This window comes from Pantoea ananatis LMG 2665 (genome assembly GCF_000710035.2).
GTDB classification, from domain to species: domain Bacteria; phylum Pseudomonadota; class Gammaproteobacteria; order Enterobacterales; family Enterobacteriaceae; genus Pantoea; species Pantoea ananatis.
The window spans coordinates 401,803-422,284 of the sequence record NZ_JMJJ01000006.1 but is presented as its reverse complement, the minus strand read 5'-3'; the positions used below and the strand labels follow the sequence as shown (position 1 = coordinate 422,284).

The window sequence follows — 20,482 nt, the reverse complement described above, 5'->3', positions numbered from 1 at the left end:
TCAGGGTGTGAGAAACATCATAAAAGCGTCACTACCCGGCGCGGCAGCCCGCCCCTTAAACACGCCGCAGAAGAGCAGACTCAGTGGAATTCAGCGGCGGCGAATCCAGGAATAGCGCGAACGATAGCCGCTGCCGTGATGGGTGTTGAAACGGTAGCTGGAGCCAGATTCTGTGGCGCAGTATGTACACAGAGTAATCAGGTCGATTTGTGCTGAAGGTATGCCTGTATTGACCAGCATCTGCTTAGCCAACTGCGGTAAATCGAACCAGATGCCTGCCTGGGTGGGAACGGCCTGGGGGCGCAGTGCGTACGGATTACGAGGCTGCTGCTCGTGATAGCGCAGCGGCAGGGGGATACCTGGCAACCGCTCAATATCTGCCAGGCGTTGCCGATCAAGCTCAAAACAGCAGGGCGCCAGCGCCGGGCCAATCGCCACGGTCAGGCTCTGGGGCGTTGCGCCGCGTTCACAGAGTTGCTCCACGGCGCGGTACAGCACTCCGGCCAGCGTGCCCTGCAGGCCGGCATGCACGGCGGCCACCTGTCTCTCTTGCCGGTCGGCAAACAATACGGGCAAACAGTCGGCCGTGTACACGGCGACGGGTCGGTGTCCGGTGGCAATCACGCCATCTGCATCACAGTTTTTAGGGGGGAAATTATGGATATCGGTGACGACCACGGCGCTGTGGCGCTGATGACCATAGGCCGCATCCTCGGGCGGCGGCTCACCTGCGGGCTGAAAAGCGTAATCGACCCAGTCGAGTGCATCAAGTAATGGCGAACGCGGCATGGCGGACATCCTCTTCTCCTGTCAGGTCAGCGTGCAATCTGCTGCCCTCAGCTTACGTTAACTGCTACATTTTTGAAGCGTTACCCACTCAAATCTTTCACACCTTAGGATGAAACGATGAAAAATTCAGTGAATGTCGCGCTGTCAGCCATGGTTGTGCTGGCGCTGGCGGGCTGTGCGCAACCTGCCCGGCAGCAGGCACAGCAGCAACTGGGGCAGCAATCGGTGCTGGCGTTAGACTGGTTCCAGCAGTCCGGCGAATATCAGGCGCTCAGCTGGCAGGCATTTAACAGCGCCCGTCTGGCCTTTGATCAATCGGCTTCGCTGACCGGCAAGCCTAAAGCGGTCATCGTCGATTTAGATGAAACCATGCTCGATAACAGCGCCTACAGTGCCTGGCAGGCAAAAAATGGACAGCCTTTCAGCGATAAAACCTGGTCAGCCTGGACCCAGGCGCGTCAGGCCAGAGCCGTTCCCGGCGCGGTGGAGTTTGCCCGTTATGTCAACAGCCATGGCGGCACCGTATTCTATGTCTCCAACCGCGATCAGAAAGATTACGCTGCGACGGTGGCTAACCTTGAACAGCTTGGTTTTAGCGGCGTGAGCGAAAAAACGGTGAGCCTGAAAACGGACTCATCAAACAAACAGGCACGTTTCGATGCAATCAAAAACGCGGGCTACAACGTGGTGTTGTATATCGGTGACAACCTGAACGATTTTGGTGGGGCAACCTGGCATCAGGGGAATGCACAGCGCCAGGCGTTTGTTGAGCGTAACCATGCACAGTTTGGTACACAGTTCATTGTGTTGCCGAACCCGCTCTACGGCGACTGGGAGAGCGGGATGGCCGAGAATTACAATAAACTGACGCCTGAACAGCAGCTCTCCGTCCGTGAAGCGCGCCTGAGGGCCTGGAACGGTAAATAATGTGTCAATACAGAGAGCCTGCAATGAGCAGGCTCTTTTTACATCGCTGTGGGCATTTACTTACTGTCGTCACTATTCTCATGCAAATTAAATTAACCATCTCTTGCTTTAATATTCCCTTTAACAAAGTTCATTTAACTGCCTAATTCGAATAAAGGCGGTGGATTGTGCTATTCATAAATTCTGCATTTAAGAGTAATCCTGGTCTGATGCGCGACCTCTTTTTTTTTCATTCTCGCCCGGAAAGCGTTTTGTATTTATTTGTCAGTTTTGCTTTTCCTGATAAATATTTAACTGAATGATTTTAATGATAAATAATTAAAGTAACCAGATGCCTCAGTGGTATGACCTCTTAATTTTATTTACGTAACCATGACGTTCGTTGAATAAGTGCTTACATAAAACGCCCTGTTTTTCTGGGCTGAAATATTCCGTGTGCATTGATAATGATAAGCAGCTATAACCTTTTAATGTGATGAGCTTCAGGTTTCGTAACCCATTCGCAGATATTAAGTGAGCGGGTTCACTCCGTGGTCAGCCAGAACGTCCTGTTCCCGGTCGTAGAGAGAAGATGATTGTGACGACACTTAAACCCTTATTAGCGAAAAATCGCAGTTGGGCACTTCAGCGCCGCCAGCGTAACCCCGCCTATTTTGAAAAATCCTTATATCAGCAAAAACCGCATTCATTATGGATAGGCTGTTCAGACAGTCGGGTACCGGCGGAGGTATTAACGGGGTCGCATCCTGGTGAACTGTTTGTTCACCGTAATATCGCCAATATGGTCGTGGCAGAGGACGATAACCTGCTAAGCGTGCTGCAATATGCCGTTTTTTACCTTGGGGTAAAGCGAATCGTGCTGAGCGGTCACTACGGCTGCGGAGGCGTTCAGGCGGCCTTATCCCTGCCTGACAGCCCGCTGGCCACTGAGGATTCGGCACTGGCACGGCGTATTACTTTTCTGCGGCGTGGGTTAGCGAGTCATCTTCACAGCGAAGCCACGCAGGAGACGGAAAGCGAGAAACTGAATCGTCTGGTTGAGGCCAATGTTTTGGTGCAGTTTGCCAATCTGGTGGCGGCCGAACCGGTACGGCAGGCCTGGCAGTCTGGTCAGGAACTGGACGTGTTTGGCTGTGTTTACGACCTGCAATCGGGTCATCTTAAAGAGTTGATTCAGCAATCTGCAGAGGAGTCTTCACCATGAATCTGGATACATTACGCCGCGATGTGCCGGCAGGGCTGGTTGTGTTTCTGGTCGCACTGCCGCTCTGCCTGGGCATCGCACAGGCCAGCGGACTGCCGCCGTTTGCCGGTTTATTGACGGGGGTGATTGGCGGGATACTCGTGACCTCCCTGAGCCCTTCACGTTTTGCGGTCAGCGGACCGGCCGCGGGCCTGGTGACCATCGTCGTGGCCTCTATGGCGACGCTGGGCAGCTTCTCCGCGTTTCTGACCGCCCTGATTATCGCCGGGGTGCTGCAATGTCTGTTTGGCCTGTTACGCGCCGGGCGTTTCATCGCCCTGGTGCCCGGCAGCGTCATCAAGGGCATGCTGGCGGCGATTGGGTTGCTGCTGATTATGCAGCAGATACCGGTCGCGCTGGGCGCGGGTGGCAGCGTGAAGTTAGTGTCGCTGGTCAACGGGGAAATGACATTCTCGCTGTCCGCGCTGCTGGTTTCTTTAGTGGGCTTGTTCATTCTGTTTGTATGGACAACCGGACCCATTAAACGAATCAAGGCACTGGCATGGATACCTGGCCCCTTGTTCGCCGTGCTGTTTGGCTGTGTGGTGACCGTTGCAGGCGCGCGACTGTTCCCTGAATTCACCGGTGCCCTACCGCGCATTTCACTGCCCGCTTTTGACAGCGTTTCCGCGATGATGGCGGAGCTGGAAACCCCGGACTGGATGGCATGGAAAAATCCACAGGTCTGGGTCGTGGCCCTGACCCTGGCGCTGGTGGCGAGTCTGGAAACGTTGTTAAGCCAGGAAGCCCTGAAAAAGCTGCGGCCTCAAACCCCAGCGCCGTCACCCAACAGAGAAATGTTTGCCCAGGGCATAGGTAACCTGACGGCCGGCTTCCTTGGCGCCATGCCCATTACGGCGGTGATCGTCCGGAGTTCGGCTAACGTCAACGCTGGCGCACAAACCAAACTGTCCATTTTGCTACATGGCGTCATGCTGCTGATTTGCGGAATGTGGTTCAGTGAAATGCTGAATGCTATCCCGCTCGCCAGCCTCGCGGCGGTGCTGCTGTACACCGGCTACAAGCTGGCCGCACCTCGTCTGTTTATTGAGCAGTTCCGCATGGGCGCGCAACAGTACGTACCGTTCCTGGCCACGATTATCGGGATTATTACGCTGGGGATGCTGGTCGGTATCGGTATCGGTATTGCCACCCAGATCCTTTACAGCATCTACAAGAGCCACCGTAACGCATTGCAGCTTACACGTTATGACGACCACTACGTTTTACGTTTCCAGCAAAATCTGACGTTTATGCACAATCCTAAACTGCAGGGGCTGCTTGATAAAATACCCGAAAATAGCGTGGTAATCGTCGATAACGATAATGCAGAATACATCGATCCGGACGTCAAAGCCGTCCTGAAGGATTTTGGTGAGAATGCGGATAAGCGGGGAATCCGTCTGAGTCAATGGCCGGTGGCGGTGAAATAACCGTTCAGACCAAAACAGTCAGACAAAACGTGAAAAATCGGATATCTCGGATATCCGATTTTTTTATTTGTAAGACATAATGGATGGGGATCTCTGCCTGCATGCTTATACCCAGTAACGGGCTTCAAATCGCTTACGTTCGTTCATTTAAGGGTGCTTTTCTTTGAATGGCGCAGACAAGATTCAGGGTTAAATAATCATAACGCCATATACCCCGTAAGCGGCGTGATGGTAAGCCTCTTTGTGACAAGGTCCAGACGTATGCGCGTTAAGCTGTTTGAAGAGCACAATGCTAAAAAAAGTGCCCTCTGGCTGTTTATGATTACTCTGATGTTCTGTTTTGTCGGCGGACATCTGCGTATTCCCCATGACTTATCCCTGTTCTGGCCGGTTAACGCCTTTATTGCCGGTATGATGCTGCGCTATCCCTTTCTTCATCGCACCCGTTTTTATCTTGTTTGTTTCAGCGCCATGGTATTTAACGACGCGGTGTTTTCAGGCTGGGCCTTACCGGCGTTCACACTGAACGTTGCCAATATTCTGTTTATCCTGATTTGCGTCGTGGTGATGGGGCGGCAGTATCAGCACGACTCCAGCAGCGAGCGTATCGCTAACGCCATGCGCATTTTTCCGGCTTGCCTGCTGGCGGCGTTCGGTTGCGCCACCTGGGGCGGCCTGGCGCAGGTCGGCAGCATAAATGCCGAATTTGCCGACGCGTGGATGAACTGGTTCAGCGAGCAGTTTTCGACCGGACTCATGCTGCTGCCGTTTCTGTTGACCTCAAGCTGGCGCGTGAGGATTTCAGCCCGGCGGCTGCAAATGGGCAAAATTGTCCCGTTAATTGCCGTCGTGCTGTCACTGGTCGCCGGGGCGTTAATGGGCGGGGCAGGCAGCCTTACCTTACCGGTGCCAGCCCTAATCTGGTGTGCCATCGTGTTGCCTGTGCCGCTGACCAGCCTGATCACCCTGATAACCGGGATTAGCCAAATTATTTTGGTTTCTCACGGTGTGATGAATATTCAGGGCGATAACAGTCTGCTGCCCATCAGCCATCTGACCTCAGCGCGCCTCGGCGTAGCCACGATTGCCCTGAGTCCGTTAATTGTGGCAGTAAGCATGGATGCGATTCGCCAGCTCAATGAACGTCTGGCGCTACGTGCGGACTACGATTTTCTGACCCAGCTCCTGTCGCGTTCGGGGCTGTATGAACATCTCCGCAATGAAGCCTGTTCTGAGCAACGCCAGGTTGGGGTGATCCTGCTGGATGTGGACTACTTTAAATCGGTCAATGACAATTTTGGCCATGATGCGGGCGACAGGGTACTGGAGGAGATCGCGCGGCGCATTTCGCCGCTGGTGGGCAACCACGGCCATATCTGCCGCTTTGGCGGAGAGGAGTTTGTGATTGTGCAGTTCGACCTCTCGCCGGAAATGATTTATTCACTCGCTGAAGGCATTCGTCAGAGCATCGTTAAAGAGAAATTCTTACTGCATGGCAACGCGGTCACCGTCACCGTCAGCCTGGGGCTGGCATACGGCCAGGCGCAACCCGGTGTGGAGTGGGCCGAAACGGTTAATCGTTTGATCTCTGCCGCGGATAAAAACCTTTATATCTCTAAGCGAAACGGCCGTAATCAGACCTCACCCGGCAATGCGCGCAGTGAGATGACCAGCGACGTTGCCTGAGCAGGCCGCTGGCGGCGATTAATTAACGCTGGTTTTGAGCGACGCGTTCTGTTGATGACGTTCCAGTGCCAGCTCAATCAGGCGGGTAATCAGATCCTGATAGCTCAGACCTGCCGCCTGCCAAAGCTTAGGATACATGCTGATGTTGGTGAAGCCGGGTAACGTATTCACCTCATTCACGATAATCTCACCGTCTTCGGTATAGAACACGTCAACACGGGCCAGACCAAAACAGGACAGCGCGGTGAAGGCGGTGAGCGCCACCTCACGAATCGCCTCATCGACAGCCGCAGGAATGTCCGCCGGAATCACCGTGTGTGCGCCGGTTTCGCTAATGTACTTGGTGTCATAGGAATAAAAGGCATCGCTCACCACGACTTCGCCGCAGGGGCTGGCCTCTGGGTAATCGTTGCCCAGCACGGCGCACTCGATCTCGCGACCTTTAATCCCTTTTTCAATCAGAACCTTATTGTCAAACCTAAACGCCAGCTCCAGCGCCGCACGAAACGCTGCAGCGGTGGTGACCTTACTGACGCCAACGGACGATCCCTGATTCGCTGGCTTGATAAAAAGCGGGAGTCCAAAGCGTGCGATAACGGCTTCGATGTCCAGATTGTTCATCTGCGCCTGCGTCACGCTCAGCCAGGGGGCAACCTTTAAACCGGCATCCCGCAGCAGGCGTTTTGTGACGTCTTTATCCATGCTGACGGCAGAGCCCAGCACGTCCGAGCCAACGAAGGGGAGCGAAGCCATACGCAGCAAACCCTGCAGGGAACCGTCTTCGCCTTGCGTGCCGTGAACCACGGGAAAAATCACGTCGAGCTGCGACAGCGGATGGGCGTCCATTCGGTCAATGATCTGGTTTTGGGGTTCGCCGGGGATGAGTGCGACCTGTTTTGCCGTGCGGTTCAAGGCAATCAGCGACGGATTTTCCGCATTCAGCAGAAAGTTTGAGGCATCATTAAGATGCCACTGGCCTTGCTTATCAATCCCCAGCAGCACAACCTCAAACCGGGTTTTATCAATCGCATCAACAATATTCTTAGCCGACTGCAATGACACTTCATGCTCAGAGGATTTGCCACCGAACACGATGCCAACTCGCTGTTTTTTCATCGAACCTTATCCACGTACAGGCAAATAAATACCCTACCACAGGCGTGACGATAAAAGACAGACAGACGCGCTTAACGCATCGCCCTCAGAGGCGATGGCTAGCAGTCGGTAATTTTTTCATTACCGGAGACGGAGGGAAGCGATTTTTGAGGAACGCTTTTCAGAAACTCTTTTGACTCCTCATCCACCAGCCGGGTCAGCGTTAACTGCTCCTGAAATTTGGTCAGCAGAAGCTCCGCATCGGATTTAATCAGGCCGTCAGAGGACTCCAGAACCGTATTGATGGCCTGACTGATCGCTGAAATCAGCTCTTCGACACCGCCGCTTTTGCCCACGGTCAGCGTCAACGCGCTGAGCAACAGCGACTGCGCTTCTGTCTGAGCAACCAGTTCTTTCGTTTCAGCATCCATTTTTGAAATTTTGGCCAGCATGCTAAGAACAGCGCTTTTCATCATGGTCTTCCTCAGAGTCTGTGTAGGTGTTGAACATTATTAGCGCAGAGAAAAGCACAGGCAACCGTGCCGTGATCCGATGATTCCGCTTATCACGAAAGGCTTTGCGCCGCCGCCAGAGGCGTTATCCGGCTGGAATGCCTGGCAAGGGTAAACCCAAAAACGCCCGGGTAACCGCTGGCCCAGATTACACCTTCACGGCGCCTAAATGCTGCACAACGCAAAAAAAAGAGTATCAGGCTGCTTTTACAGCAATGCGTAACGTCATTCAGTATGAAAGACAAGTAAACAGGCGTTTATTCTCGCGTTTGTCTGGCGCTGCGGCGGTTAAAATTTGACTAACTCATCCTCAGCGCAACCCAATATGTATCGCAGAAAAATACATCTACGAACGCTCCTTACCGCGTTATCCATTGGAAGCGTCATACTGACTTCAGGTCTGCTGTTGGGCGCGCTGTTTATTTTTCAAAAGAGCAATATTGAAGAGTCGCTGTTAGACAGTAACATCGCCTACGCGCGCAAGCTGGCGGATACGACCGATCATTACCTGACCATTGCTCAGCGCGAACTGGCCTGGAGTGCTAATCAGATCACCGATCTCAACGATCTGAACAGGTTGCATCGCGAAACCACGCGTTTACTGCAGCAGTCCGGCTTTTTTAATTCGGTCGCTGTTGTTGACCGCCATGCCGTTATCGCTTCCGTTTCGCCTGAAAGCCTCAGCCTCGTGGGCGTGAAAGTAGACACTCCGCAGACAGAGCAGGCTATTACGTTCCGTAAGCCCTTTATTTCCTCGCCTTTCAACTCCCCTTCAGGCAATTACGTCGTGCTGCTGTCACAGCCCCTGTTTGCAGCGGATGGACGTTATCTTGGTTTTATCTGTGGAACCATCTACCTGAAGAAACAGAGCATGTTGAGTGATGTGCTGAGCCAGCATTATTACGGGGATGGCACCTCGGTGAGTATTGTCAGTGATGACGGCTCCGTTATTTTCAGTCACGATCCAGCCCAGGTTGGTAAACGCATGGCGCTAAGCCCACAGTTGCAAAAGCGGCTGGCCTCAACCACGAGTGGTCAGTTAATGATTCAGGAGGAGGGCAAAAAATACCTCATCGGCTATGCCAGCCTGCAAAAAACCGACTGGAATATTTTTATGTCAGGCACCTCAGAAACCGTGGGTAGCCTGATGGCGCACACGGCCAGGAGCGCGTTCTGGTTTATCCTCGCTGTTATCGTGCTTACCGCAACCTGTATGGCCTTTCTGGCGACGCGCATCTCTTATCCGCTGGAAAAACTGGCCGGAATGGTGCGCGATGGTGGTAGCGATGCCAGCCCGGAGCTGCTCTCATCGGTTAACACCTGGTATAACGAAGCGGACAGGTTGAGAGAGGCGGTTCAGCAGCATCGTCGGGCGGTCGCCGGGCACGTTGCCGACCTGAATGATAAAGCCATGACCGATCCGCTGACCGGACTGAATAACCGGCGCGGCTTTTATATTCAGGCGGCGCAGCACAGCGAAGAGCCTGTGCAAAGCGCCATCGCTATTGATATCGATCACTTCAAAAAGATCAACGATCGCTTCGGGCATGATGCGGGAGACGAGGTTCTGGTGTGCCTGGCAGGGTTGTTGCGTAAGCGATGCCGCACGCTGGATGTGATAAGCCGTTTTGGGGGGGAGGAGTTTATTTTGCTGCTTCCCGGTACGGCACTGAACGACGCGGCCGCGATGGCGGAACGCATCCGTGAAGCCGTCAGCAAAACGTCATTTCCGTTTATCAGTGCGATGACTGTCTCTCTCGGCGTCGCGACGCTAAGTGAAACGGAGGACAAAGACGCCCTGTTAAGACGGGCAGACGAAGCGTTGTATGCGGCCAAAGGGGATGGCCGTAATCGGGTGATGATAAGCCACGAGGGCGCGATCGTTCGCTATCCTGCCGGATAAGCCTGCGCGCCGTGTATCAGCACATCTCACGCAGTTTCCAGTGCAGCCAGTGATCCAGTTCACTGTCTGCCAGCGGCCGGGAGTAGAAAAAGCCCTGCGCCTGGTCACAACCATATTCTGTTAATGCCTCGACGGTATCGACGCATTCTACGCCTTCAGCCAGCACGACATAATCCAGCTCTTTCAGCATGGCGATGATGTTGCGGGCGATGATGCGTGACGCCGTATCTGACGACAGCTCACTGATCAACGATCTGTCCAGTTTAATCACGTCCAGCGGCATACGGCGAAGATAGCTGATATTGCTGTAGCCGGTGCCAAAATCATCAAGAGAAATACCGAAGCCGCGCAGTTTAAGCATTTCAAGTCCGCGCATGGCGGAAGGGCTTTCCACAATGCGCTCTGTTTCCAGGCACTCAATTCCCAACAGCGACGTGGGAAGTTTCGCCTTTAACATTCTCTCTTCCAGCACGTCCGCGAAGCCATCAATCGAGAAATCACGCTCACTAACGTTAATCGTGATCGGCAACTGGATACAGCTATTGCGCAGACGTTTCAGGCGCGTAATCACGTTGTCTATGACCCAGGTGGTCAGGCTCGTGAGTATCTCTGTCTGCTCGGCCAGCGGAATAAATGAGGCAGGGGAGAGTTCACCGTGTACGGGATGGCGCCAGCGAATCAGAGCCTCCAGCCCAATAGGCTTGCCGCTTTGTAAGCAAATTTTGGGTTGGTAAACCAAATACAGGCCGCTATTTTCCCGCAACGCCTTCGCCAGATCGTTTACCAGGGTGAAGTCCTGGGTACGTTTGTTGTCGGTGGCCTCGCTAAAGCGTAAAGAGGGCAATCCCCGATCGATGGCTTCATGCAAGGCACTGACTGCCTGACGCAGCGTTTCGTGAGGGGGGAAAATGCCGGAGACAAAATCGACTTCACCGGTGTGCGTACTCAGCCCCACCGAGAGGCCTTCACCCAAATCCGCACTGATGCCCGCCATCTGGCAGGCCACCCAGTTAGCACTGATGCGGCTGTCCGCCCGGGTCAGCACGGCAAAACGTCCAGTCGCTACGGTGTAAAGAATATCGCTGGGTGCAGGACGCAGGCGTAAAGGCAGCAGTGTCGCAACATCTTTAAGCAGGCTTTCGACCGGGGCCATGCCCATTGAACGGGCCAGTTCATAGGCACGGGGCATATCTATACAGTCAATCAGGACCAGGCGACGCAGCGTGGTGTCACCGGCAGCCGCCAGATAATGCATGTCGCGGATCAGGCGCTGACGATTTGGCAGATTCGTCACCGGATCGATAAATCCTGCAGAATGCCACGCTTCCAGAAATGACATCACCAGTGATGACAGCAGTGTCAGCGTCGTGATTTGTGCCGGGGTGAAAGGATGCGGCTGAATATCGGTCACACACAGCGTGCCCAGATTAATGCCATCGCGGTTTTTAAGCGGTACGCCCGCATAAAAACGAATAAAGGGGGCACCAATGATCAGCGGATGTGCCGCGAACCGGCTGTCCAGAAACGTGTCTGGCACCACCACCGCAGCATCGCTGTCTACCGCGTAGCGGCAAAGGGAGTCCTCGCGGGAGGAGCGCTCCAGCTTGAAGTTGTGTGAGGCACGAATGTACTGGAATTCGTCATCAATGACCGAAATAAAGCTTCCGGGAATATTCAGCGCCTGACTGGCAAGCCTGACGAATTTTCTCAGCACATCATCCCGACTTTCATCGGGGTAGCGAAGGGCCTCAAGGGCACGCGTGCGGCGTTCATGATCGCCGTCGAGATTCATAAGCATGTGTGTCCTCCGCTCCGGATTGCTCACGGCGCGAAATTAAAAAGAAAAAATGTCGAATAAAAACACCGGAATGAGGCCGGACTCGGCGAAAGGAAAATAAAAAATAGTTTTTTTCTCGGTAAATAATAGGCGCGTTCTGGTTTTATGTCTCTTTTTATTTTCTTTAATGAATTTATTAGTTATCGACGATGCATACATTTAATCAATTTTTGATTTTTATTTTTTCAATAACGCTGCCACAATACTCAGATAAGAGTAGCGCGCTATTGTTTTGCTCGCAACTATTAGCCGTGAATATTTTATTTTAGCTTTTTTTACGTCGCCACACCGGGGAAATACCATGAATATTCTAAAAAATTTTACAATCAGACGCGTTGTCCTCTGGATCCTTATCGCTGCTGTCATGATTATCGCGTTAGCCGGCGCATATGGATCGTTCATCATCAATGAAATCGACCATCAGGCCAGCCGCAGTAACAGCCTGACTCAGCAGCTGGTTTTTCTTAATCGCGCCAGCTTGCAGGTGCAGGCTAACGCAACGGCTACGCATGCAGACATTGCCGCCCAGGCACCGGCAGAGGCTGACTGGCAGCGGTATCGTACCGCTCTCACCAGCGCGCCTCAGGATTATCCCGCAGCAACTCAGGAACGGCTCACGGCACTTGAACAGCAGCTTTCCGCTGATCAGGCACCGCTGCGCAATGAGCATCAGAAGCTGGTCGATCTCTTTCTGGTGACGCTGGCCGCCGTCACCGCGCTGCTGCTCTTTTGCGACCGTTATCTGGTGGTGCACCTGGTGCGACCGGTCGCGAAACTGCGCGCTCACTTCCGCGTGATTGCCGAAGGTGATTTGACCCGTGAACCCGAAGATCTTGGCAGGAATTGTGTCGGGCAAATGGTTCCTTTATTGAAAGAAATGCAACAAAGTTTGTTAAATACCGTTCTGGCTATTCGCGATAACGCCTCTGTTTTGAACTTTGAAGCGGGGGATATTGCGAAAGGGAATGCTGACCTGTCGAACCGAACGGCCACCCAGGCTGCGGCGCTGGAGGAGACGGCTGCCAGCATGGAGCAACTGACGGCCACCGTTCGGCACAATGCTGAAAACAGTCGTGAAGCGCGTGAGCTGGCAGGCATAACAGCCCAGACAACGCAGAAAGGCGAGCAGCTGGTTAAAACGGTTGTGACCGCGATGACGGGACTTGCCGTGGGGGCTGAAAAAATCCGCCAGTTTACTGCCACCATTAATGGCATCGCGTTCCAGACCAACATTTTGGCCCTCAACGCCGCGGTTGAGGCCGCACGTGCCGGGGAACAGGGGCGTGGCTTTGCGGTTGTTGCCAGCGAAGTTCGGTCGCTGGCCCAGCGCAGTGCTGAAGCGGCGAAAGAGATAGAAGGACTGATTGCGGACACGGTCGCGCGCATTGGCGAAGGGCGCGGAGCAGCCGACAGCGCCGGCAGCACGATGGAAGAGGTCCTGCAGAGCGTGAGCAGCGTTAACGAGCTGATTAGCCAGATAGCGCTGGCATCCGAAGAGCAAAGCAAGGGCCTTTCTCAGGTGACGATCGCCGTTGCCGAGATTGACCGTGTGACGCAGCAAAACAGCACGCTGGTTCATAAGATATCGGCTTCAGCAGAGAGCATGAATAATCAGACGGAAACGCTGACCAGCGTGATCACGCGGTTTACGCTACCCGCGACGTCCCCCGCTCAGTTTTCCCCAGTCACGCCAGCACCGGCGAAGCGTCACATCGTCTCTGCACCGACCAAAGATGATGATGCGTGGGTCGCGTTTGGCCGTTAATTCGTGCCTGTCTCATAAGATATTAAGGGACTGGGAACAACCTGATACCTTATAAACGCGCTAACCTGCCGCGATGCCTTTTAAAACCCCGTATTGGATGCGGGGTTTTTTTTTGCATTAAATAGAGCATTCCGTGATAAATATTTACTTACATAATAACAACACAGAATAAAAACCAAAATTTTGAGCCAGTTAAATATAAAGGCGTTTCGCTTAATCAAAATAAGCCGGGCTGAACTGACCCTCCTTTTAGAGATAAATAATCCCAGCAGACGAGCTGCCCCCTGTTTGACATTTCAACAGATAAGATTAAAAATCCTTATGAAATGTGTGCTGCAACGGTTGCAGACAGATGTGTCAGCGGACACCGAAGGGATCGGCTGACGACCTGTTACCCTACTTTATCCACAGGGAGCCTGGTTTGGGAAATTCAATCGTCCGACGGCCCGTTACCGTCCAGAATAACGTGCGTGAACTGCGGATTGCCGCTGGCCTGTCGCAGGAAGGGGCTGCCGAACGCTTCGATCTGAGTCTGCGGGCATGGCAAACCAAAGAGGCCACCGCCAAGGTCGCCCTGCTAAGTCAGGGGGAGTATGAGCTTCTGCTGCTGCTTGCGGGGCGCCATCCCCATTACGAACTGGTGCCGCAACAGAAAAAATGACGATTTTTACCCTTTAAAAGCGTAAACACGGTTTTAGCTATGAAGTTCGCTCCTGAACGGACGATAATTGCAACATCGGGCACTATGTAAGAGTAGATGTCGTTATCAGTACAGGTTTCTGATCTCTGACATTATGCTGTACAGGCGGACCTATGTTGCGGTTTCAGGTTGATGTGTAGTGCGTTACCTGGTTCTGTCTGATTGCAGGCGTCCTCTTTTTACTGTGAGATGCCCGGCCACAGTATATGACCTCAGGAGGACAAACTCTGAAGCACTCAACTGAAAGCGGCTGTGAAGTCGCACGCTTGCGTGCGCTTGCCCAGTACCATCTGATGGATACGCCGCCCAATGAAGCCTTTGATCGACTGACTATCCTGGCGGCCAGACTGTTCAGCGTGCCGGTCGCATTTGTGTCGCTGATTGATGAAAAACGGCAGTTTTTTAAGTCGCGTTATGGTTTGCAAATCACAGAAACCTCGCGAAGCGTCGCGTTCTGCCACCACACGCTCGAAAGTGACGATATCCTTTGCGTTCCCAATGCGCTCGACGATCCCCGTTTCGCAAACAGCCCGCTGGTGCAGGGTTATCCTTTTATCCGGTTCTATGCGGGTGTGCCGCTGATTACGCCGGACGGGCATCGCATTGGTACGCTCTGTCTGACCGATAATCATCCACGCCCCGCGATGAGTACGACCGACCGTCAGAATCTGACCGATCTTGCCGCACTGGTCATGGATCGCATGGAAGTTCATCGTATGGAGGTGCTGCGTCATGCCAGTCAGCAGCGCCTCGAAGCCATCTCGATAACCTCGCCCGATGCTATTATCTGTACGGATTTGAACCGGGGGATTACCTTCTGGAACCCTGCAGCGACCAACATGTTTGGCTATGATGCTGAAGAGATGGCGGGTAAATACGTTGCCGGACTCATTCCGGAGCGCTGCCAGACGGATTACCGCAATGAGCTTGAGCGCCTTGAACATGAAGAGGCGGCTATCTCAGCGCCGCGTACCTTGCAGATCTGGGGCAAGCGGTGCAATGGGGAAGAGTTTCCGGCGGAAGTCTCTTTTTCCGGCTGGCGGGAGGGCATTGAGCGTTACATCGGTATGATCATTCGGGATGTGACGCTTCGTTACGAGAGCGAAGCCCGTCTGTGCGAGTTGGCCTCACTGGACATGCTGACACGGCTTGCCAGCCGAAGCGCCTTCATGACGCAGCTCAGCAAACTAACTGAATCAGGCGTACCTTATACGCTGCTGATGACAGATTTAGACAGTTTCAAAGACGTTAACGATACCCGCGGTCATGCGGCTGGTGATGCATTGCTTTGCCATGTGGCTGAGCAAATCCGCGCTGTCTGCACTCAGGCTATCGCCGCCGCTCGTCTGGGGGGCGATGAGTTTATCGTTTTACTGCCCTGCGGTAGCGATGAGGCGATGAAGATTGCCCAGCAACTCACCGCCGCGATTCAGACGCCTTTTCATTACATGGATTCGACTATAGCGGTCGGTGCCAGCACCGGGGTGGCCAGTTTTCCCCATCACGCGACGGATACCTCATCGGTGATGTCAGCAGCCGATCTGGCGTTGTACCGGGCTAAGGCAAGCGGCAAAGGCCAGTCAGTGCTGTTTAAGTCTGAGTTTCGTGAGGCGGAACTGGGGCGGCGTCGGTTTGAACGTGAGCTGGAAGCCGCCGTTCGCCAGCAGCAGTTTGTTCTGCATTATCAACCGCGGTTTGATGCCCAGAATGGCGAGTTAATCGGCTGTGAAGCCCTGGTACGCTGGATGCATCCGGCGCGGGGCCTGCTGTTTCCCGCTGATTTCATCGATATGCTGATTAAAAGCCCTTTGTCCATTACTCTGGGGACGTGGATTGTTCAGTCTGCCGTCAGTCAGGTTAAGCAGTGGCGTGCGCAAAATCTGTCCCTGCGAGTCAGTATTAACCTGTTTCCGCGCCAGCTAATGGAGGCTGGCCTTGAAGAGGTGATCCGTCAGTGTGCCGGCGATGACGCAGGTTTTATCGACCTGGAAGTGGACGAACCCTTGCTGACCAATACTGTGGACATCAAATCGCAGGTTTTAGAAGCCATTCAGGCGACGGGAGCATTATTGATCGTTGATCACTTTGGCCGAAGCCTTGCCTCAATGAGCCTGTTACAACATCGCTGCGTCGCGGGGCTTAAGATTGATAAATCACTGACTCTGCAACTGGAGAAGAGCAACAAAACCCGGCTGTTAATCAACGCTATCGCGTCACTGGCTAAAAATATGGGGATTACGGTGGCCGCCGAGGGCATTGAGAACGACGCACAGCACGCGTTGATTTGCGCGGCTGAATGCGACGTTTTGCAGGGGAACCAGACGGGCTCTCCGGTCAGCGCACCCCGGTTTGAACAACTCTATCTCACCCCGTTGAATTAAGCCTTCGCCGTGTTCCCGCCAGGGATAGCGTTTCACTGTGCCTGGCAAACTCCGCCAGGCACGTATTGACCCCACGCATGACAAAAAAACGGCACCGCAAGGGTGCCGAAGTAAGCAACATGTGGTCAGGACAATCATTGTGATAATCAACTCACATTACCCTTATCGGCTTGCCAGGCAGAACATGGAACCGGCCCGATAAGACTTTGCAAAAATGTGATATGAAGCTTGATTCTTACTGTCAGACGGCACTTATCAGCAAAAAATTAGAGACGTATTTCAGGTACAGAAAAAATTTGTCCGATTTCGACTGGCGACAATTCAGATGGTGAACTAATTTAAAAACGCTGTTTGGAAGTCATTTAGGATTTCCCTGAGAACTCCGGCCCGACCCTTTAACGAGGTGCGGGCATTTTTTTTGTCGGCGTCAGGGGGGTTGCATGTTGTCGTAAAGCGTAAGGGGGGAGCTCGCCCTCCGTAGCGCATCTGAAAACCGCTACTCGCACTGTGCTTTACAGCAGAGCGCAGCGAGGGAGAGACGGATTCCGACGTGATGTTACGTAGAGGGCGGTGTTGGGTTTGACGTGCTCATTGATGGAAGCACGGTTTAGCAGGTGTTATTGACTGAATAGCATGGCCAGTAGTTCACGATAATGCAAAGCGTCTTCCTCACAGGTGGCTTTTTCAAGATAACCGATGAGCTTAAGACAGATGATCCGTCGACTGACGGGCTTATTCTCGCGAAGTATTTCAACCGCTATCCTGCCCAGCGTTTCGAGCTGATGGGGATGATCAATCTGGCTGAAATAGTGGGCCAGACTGCTGGTTTTCCCCGAAGGTGGTAAACCGTTCTGGCGCATAGTGTTCCCTTGAGCAAAGTAGGAAGAGTTGTGCGCAAGTTAACCGATCCTGGGGGCTGCTGTACAGCAGTATTACCGATCTTGCCCTAACAAAAATCTGTGCCGTTTGGCTTACTTTCTCTGGGCCCGGTGTGACAATGTCTGCACGCCGCTGAGAAACACGAATACCGGCATACCCGCGCATATTTGTTTTCCAAACTCACCGCGAAACCTGCCTGATTTTTTGAACGTTGCAGGAGGGGGAAATTGGGCTGGTCACCTCGTCGGGAAATGTTATCCGCAATAAATCCTGTCTTCTGCATCGTTAAAAAAATAACACTGCATTGAGTGTGGTTTTATAAACTGTGATAAGCGGGCGCTTAAAAAGTGACAAGTGAAATTATCAGATGAAAATCATAAAATAAGGCAGGTTATAGGGTTAAATGCTGCGCAGATTGCCTCTTTAAAGATGTCGAGACGTTAATGACCACCGACCCGCAAGCCTTGCAGCGTCAGGCCTGGTGCGACCATTTTCAGCCAGGCTGCGCTTTAAGAATAGTCTTTTACAGGATTTTAGTAAGTAAATTAACCCACAAAATGATTGTTTTTCATCAGGTTAAAAAAAGGATTTAAAATATAAGATATTCGCACCTGTAAAATATTGTTCTGATGGCCAGGAAATATTTTTGTCATCTGGCCTCGGGTCACTAAAATAGCTTATGTAGAAACGATGTAATTTATAAAGCAGGAGGATACAGTGTTATTTCATGACGATGAGAAAGAGCACGTCATTCTTGGTGAAGCCGTGGTCAGCCTGGCTCTCGGTGAGAAAGAAATAAGTTTTGATACGCTCATCACAGAGCTCAACCAGATGGCCGAAGAGGAAACCTGTGACAACAGACTGGCAGAGATTTTTGCTGCCCGTAGCTGGCTGAAACAGTTCAGGCAGTCGCATGCCCGTCCCAATGCGAGTCTGAGGTGGCTTATGTCGGCGAACCAGAATGAAAACGCGAAGCGCAATGATGATGTCATCCGATTCCGTTCGGATGAGGACGATGACAGATAGCTTCGCTGCCAGAGACTTGTACAAGGTTCACCTTGCGACATGAAACAGGAATGTCTAAGACAGTCTTTGCCTGTTAAAGAGTGGGTAACGTTCTAAAGGTTAAGAATCTGATACTCACGCAAGTAATTGTTATACAGGGCATAGCACTTTATGCACAATTCTCAGCGCAGGGAATAAACGGAATTCCTGTACAATTTTCCAGATGTTGTATAAGTTTAGTGGACAAGGCTTGGTTATAGTTCACTCAATTTCACATCTGGGGGTTTAGCATGCATCAGAACGAAACCACTACAAATACCGTCCATGACATTGCGCGCTACTTCGGCAATGACACGCAGCCTTCTGAAAAAGAGACGCTGGGTCAGGTCATTCTTGAGATCCTGCATGCAGGTAAAAGCCTTAACCGTAAGGCCATTTGCAGCGCGCTGATCCGTCGCCTTAGCCAGTCGACCGGGCCTCAAGAAGAGCAGCATTACCAGAAACTTATCGGCATGCTTTTTGACCGCTGAGATTCGTGCCGCGTTGCGTTAAAGGGTAATAACGTCTCGCAGCATCAATCTGATCGGCCAAATTAGCAGGTCATTAGAAGCCTGAGCGTTTGAGGCTGGTTTGCCCGGTTGTATGGGCACAATGTCATCAGAGGTGCGGGTATGCTGAAAGACAAACTTGAGAAATTGACTGAGCACATCATGGGCGAGGCGGTGATTGCGCTACTGGACAGCAATGACAGAATCAGCGGTGCAACGCTGGCTAACAGGCTAAAGTCTATGCTCAGAGATGAAACGGATGCCGGGCGGCAAGAGGCCATTGAAAAGGTGCTTGCTGAAGTGCAGAGCGAGTTTGCCTCCGCGCGTGATCCCGTTGATTCTGCGGCGCTTGCATTCGGTCAAAGCGTCCCGGACAACAGTCGCAAGCATTAAGGCTCGTCTCACGCCTTTTCAAAATACTTTTTTACTGTGCGTAGTGTAATCATCACTACCCAGGACAGACACGTCTGTATTTCTGCCCGCTTCGCGGCATTACCACGTGTCCACTAAATTGACATTGATTAAGAAGAGCATCATGCAGAACACCATCGACACTCAGCAAAGCACGACCGAAGCGGAAATTATGCGCCTCTTTCGCGGTGCGGGCGATAAACTTGAGGCTGAAAGTGAAGTGCTGGATGCAGTGATCCGTAATATTGTCATTCAGGGACAAAAAGTGACCAGCAAGGCCATTATTATCAATCTGATTGCCGAGCTGGAGAGTACAGAAGATGTTGTACAGCTGGATGTATTGCGGAGTTGCCTTGAGATTGTGGTCGGCCGCACGTGCTCTCAGGAAGAACAGGCATAAGGGCATAAAACCGGGTTCTGTTCTGAGGCGTTAGCAGGCCTGGCGATATAAGGTAACACCCGGCAGCGAGCTGAGTGACTGTCTCTCAGTGGAGCTGTCTGGAGAGCAAACGGATGGCTTCCTCGCAGGCTCGCTTTTCACCTTTATCGGTACTTTGCTGGCTGAAGTGATGCAACGAACTGAGTATGTCCTGCAGGTGTATTTCCCCATCTGGCCTGAGCAGATGGGTAACTATCCTGCCAATCAAGGTATAGATATCTTCAGTGGCGGTCTCGTCGCTCATGGGGCGGTTATCCGCCAGAGCAGTGGCTTCTGGATTATTACTGTCATTGTTTCGATATTATAAATTGTCGTTCAGACGGTAGACCACTCACAACGCGTAAACGGAATGTCCAGCCGTGTTGCTCAATACTTAGTGAAGCTGATGAAGATTTGCCGGATGAGGTTCAACCCCGTTGTTCTCGGCCGGATGTAACAGCATTTCGGCGCGTATCTCATCCATCGCCCGCAAAGCCGCTCTGAGCCGGGTTTCATCCCGCTCGATGTCCAGAAACTGTTGCAGCCTCTCAAGGAGAATGCTCCACGAGATAGCCGCATCCTCATTCAGTAGCTGCGTCACCATCTCACCGATGATGATGTCCGTCATTTTTTCGTCAAAAACGTTGTTCATATTCTCCCCGAATGGCGATTCTGAGACCGGAAGGTTAGCACAGCTTAGCCCAACGGGTAGGTGCTCTATATCAAAATGAGAATGCACCGATGGACCGCAACAACCCCAGCCTTCGGACATTAGCAGAGTGCCGTTGACCGCTTACTGTTTTTTTACGGCGAACAGAATAAGTTTCTTTCGGTAATCATTCAATTAATCATCCGTGTGATTTCGCTGTTTTTCTGGTCGAAAGTTGCCTGGCTAACGCCGGGCATGAGGGATTATAACGGCCACTGCGCCAGCCAAAGGCTGACGGCAG

General features: G+C 52.5%; 19 protein-coding genes. 12 read left to right on the top strand and 7 right to left on the bottom strand.

All coding sequences use genetic code 11. The features are described 5' to 3' along the window. Positions 1-90: 90 nt before the first annotated feature. A complete protein-coding gene (locus EL29_RS15475) occupies positions 91-798 on the bottom strand; it encodes a purine nucleoside phosphorylase YfiH/LACC1 family protein (protein WP_028715833.1) in 708 nt (235 codons plus the stop codon). Positions 799-906: 108 nt separating this feature from the next. Here EL29_RS15475 and EL29_RS15470 point away from each other — a divergent pair, with 108 nt between their 5' ends. From EL29_RS15470 to EL29_RS15455, 4 genes are all read left to right on the top strand, one after another. After that, positions 907-1,716 carry a 5'-nucleotidase, lipoprotein e(P4) family gene (locus EL29_RS15470; protein WP_013027315.1) on the top strand — a complete coding sequence of 270 codons (810 nt, stop codon included), beginning with the start codon at positions 907-909 and terminating at the stop codon, positions 1,714-1,716. A 571-nt stretch (positions 1,717-2,287) separates the two neighbouring features. After that, a complete protein-coding gene (locus tag EL29_RS15465; protein ID WP_014594678.1) occupies positions 2,288-2,920 on the top strand; it encodes a carbonic anhydrase in 633 nt (210 codons plus the stop codon). After that, positions 2,917-4,392: a SulP family inorganic anion transporter gene (locus tag EL29_RS15460; protein ID WP_028715832.1), complete on the top strand. Its 1,476-nt coding sequence runs from the start codon at positions 2,917-2,919 to the stop codon at positions 4,390-4,392. The genes EL29_RS15465 and EL29_RS15460 overlap by 4 nt, the downstream gene beginning before the upstream one ends. A gap of 261 nt (positions 4,393-4,653) precedes the next feature. Continuing rightward, entirely contained in the window at positions 4,654-6,078 is a 1,425-nt protein-coding gene (locus EL29_RS15455; RefSeq protein WP_028715831.1) for a GGDEF domain-containing protein, read from the top strand. Between the two features lie 18 nt (positions 6,079-6,096). On the opposite strand, the gene ddlA is transcribed toward EL29_RS15455, so the two are convergent. Both ddlA and iraP read right to left on the bottom strand, forming a co-directional pair. Continuing rightward, positions 6,097-7,194 (bottom strand): D-alanine--D-alanine ligase, encoded by a 1,098-nt coding sequence (gene ddlA / locus EL29_RS15450; RefSeq protein WP_014594675.1) that lies wholly within the window; start codon positions 7,192-7,194, stop codon positions 6,097-6,099. Between the two features lie 98 nt (positions 7,195-7,292). Further along, positions 7,293-7,646, bottom strand: coding sequence for an anti-adapter protein IraP (gene iraP / locus EL29_RS15445; protein WP_022622436.1), 354 nt, complete (start codon positions 7,644-7,646; stop codon positions 7,293-7,295). Positions 7,647-8,010: 364 nt separating this feature from the next. On the opposite strand from iraP, the gene EL29_RS15440 reads away from it, so the two are divergent. Next, a complete protein-coding gene (locus tag EL29_RS15440; RefSeq protein WP_014594674.1) occupies positions 8,011-9,588 on the top strand; it encodes a sensor domain-containing diguanylate cyclase in 1,578 nt (525 codons plus the stop codon). 16 nt (positions 9,589-9,604) lie between these two features. Here the strand turns inward: EL29_RS15440 and EL29_RS15435 are convergent, their stop codons facing one another. Further along, positions 9,605-11,386 (bottom strand): GGDEF and EAL domain-containing protein, encoded by a 1,782-nt coding sequence (locus tag EL29_RS15435; protein ID WP_028715830.1) that lies wholly within the window; start codon positions 11,384-11,386, stop codon positions 9,605-9,607. A 340-nt stretch (positions 11,387-11,726) separates the two neighbouring features. Between EL29_RS15435 and EL29_RS15430 the strand changes: the two genes are divergently transcribed. The 3 genes from EL29_RS15430 to EL29_RS15420 all read left to right on the top strand — a co-directional run bounded on the left by EL29_RS15430 (position 11,727) and on the right by EL29_RS15420 (position 16,271). Continuing rightward, positions 11,727-13,190, top strand: coding sequence for a methyl-accepting chemotaxis protein (locus EL29_RS15430; RefSeq protein ID WP_015699462.1), 1,464 nt, complete (start codon positions 11,727-11,729; stop codon positions 13,188-13,190). A gap of 421 nt (positions 13,191-13,611) precedes the next feature. Next, positions 13,612-13,851, top strand: a complete 240-nt coding sequence (locus EL29_RS15425) for a hypothetical protein (RefSeq protein WP_014604946.1) — start codon at positions 13,612-13,614, stop codon at positions 13,849-13,851. Between the two features lie 245 nt (positions 13,852-14,096). Further along, on the top strand, positions 14,097-16,271 hold the full coding sequence (locus EL29_RS15420; protein ID WP_028715829.1) for a sensor domain-containing phosphodiesterase: 2,175 nt from the start codon (positions 14,097-14,099) through the stop codon (positions 16,269-16,271). A 617-nt stretch (positions 16,272-16,888) separates the two neighbouring features. On the opposite strand, the gene EL29_RS15415 is transcribed toward EL29_RS15420, so the two are convergent. Beyond that, positions 16,889-17,131 (bottom strand): biofilm development regulator YmgB/AriR family protein, encoded by a 243-nt coding sequence (locus tag EL29_RS15415; protein ID WP_014594670.1) that lies wholly within the window; start codon positions 17,129-17,131, stop codon positions 16,889-16,891. 736 nt (positions 17,132-17,867) lie between these two features. On the opposite strand from EL29_RS15415, the gene EL29_RS15410 reads away from it, so the two are divergent. The 4 genes from EL29_RS15410 to EL29_RS15395 all read left to right on the top strand — a co-directional run bounded on the left by EL29_RS15410 (position 17,868) and on the right by EL29_RS15395 (position 19,514). Continuing rightward, positions 17,868-18,176 (top strand): hypothetical protein, encoded by a 309-nt coding sequence (locus EL29_RS15410; protein ID WP_015699467.1) that lies wholly within the window; start codon positions 17,868-17,870, stop codon positions 18,174-18,176. A 269-nt stretch (positions 18,177-18,445) separates the two neighbouring features. Then, positions 18,446-18,685, top strand: a complete 240-nt coding sequence (gene ycgZ, locus EL29_RS15405; protein ID WP_013027302.1) for a regulatory protein YcgZ — start codon at positions 18,446-18,448, stop codon at positions 18,683-18,685. Between the two features lie 141 nt (positions 18,686-18,826). Next, the gene (locus EL29_RS15400; RefSeq protein ID WP_014604949.1) at positions 18,827-19,096 is read left to right on the top strand and encodes a hypothetical protein; all 270 of its coding nucleotides are present in this window, start codon (positions 18,827-18,829) and stop codon (positions 19,094-19,096) included. A gap of 142 nt (positions 19,097-19,238) precedes the next feature. Next, positions 19,239-19,514, top strand: a complete 276-nt coding sequence (locus EL29_RS15395) for a biofilm development regulator YmgB/AriR family protein (protein ID WP_015699468.1) — start codon at positions 19,239-19,241, stop codon at positions 19,512-19,514. 85 nt (positions 19,515-19,599) lie between these two features. Here the strand turns inward: EL29_RS15395 and EL29_RS15390 are convergent, their stop codons facing one another. Then, complete coding sequence (locus EL29_RS15390; RefSeq protein ID WP_071822280.1) at positions 19,600-19,797, bottom strand: hypothetical protein; 198 nt, start codon at positions 19,795-19,797, stop codon at positions 19,600-19,602. A 129-nt stretch (positions 19,798-19,926) separates the two neighbouring features. Next, positions 19,927-20,184 carry a hypothetical protein gene (locus EL29_RS15385; protein ID WP_015699470.1) on the bottom strand — a complete coding sequence of 86 codons (258 nt, stop codon included), beginning with the start codon at positions 20,182-20,184 and terminating at the stop codon, positions 19,927-19,929. Between the last annotated feature and the right edge of the window lie 298 nt (positions 20,185-20,482).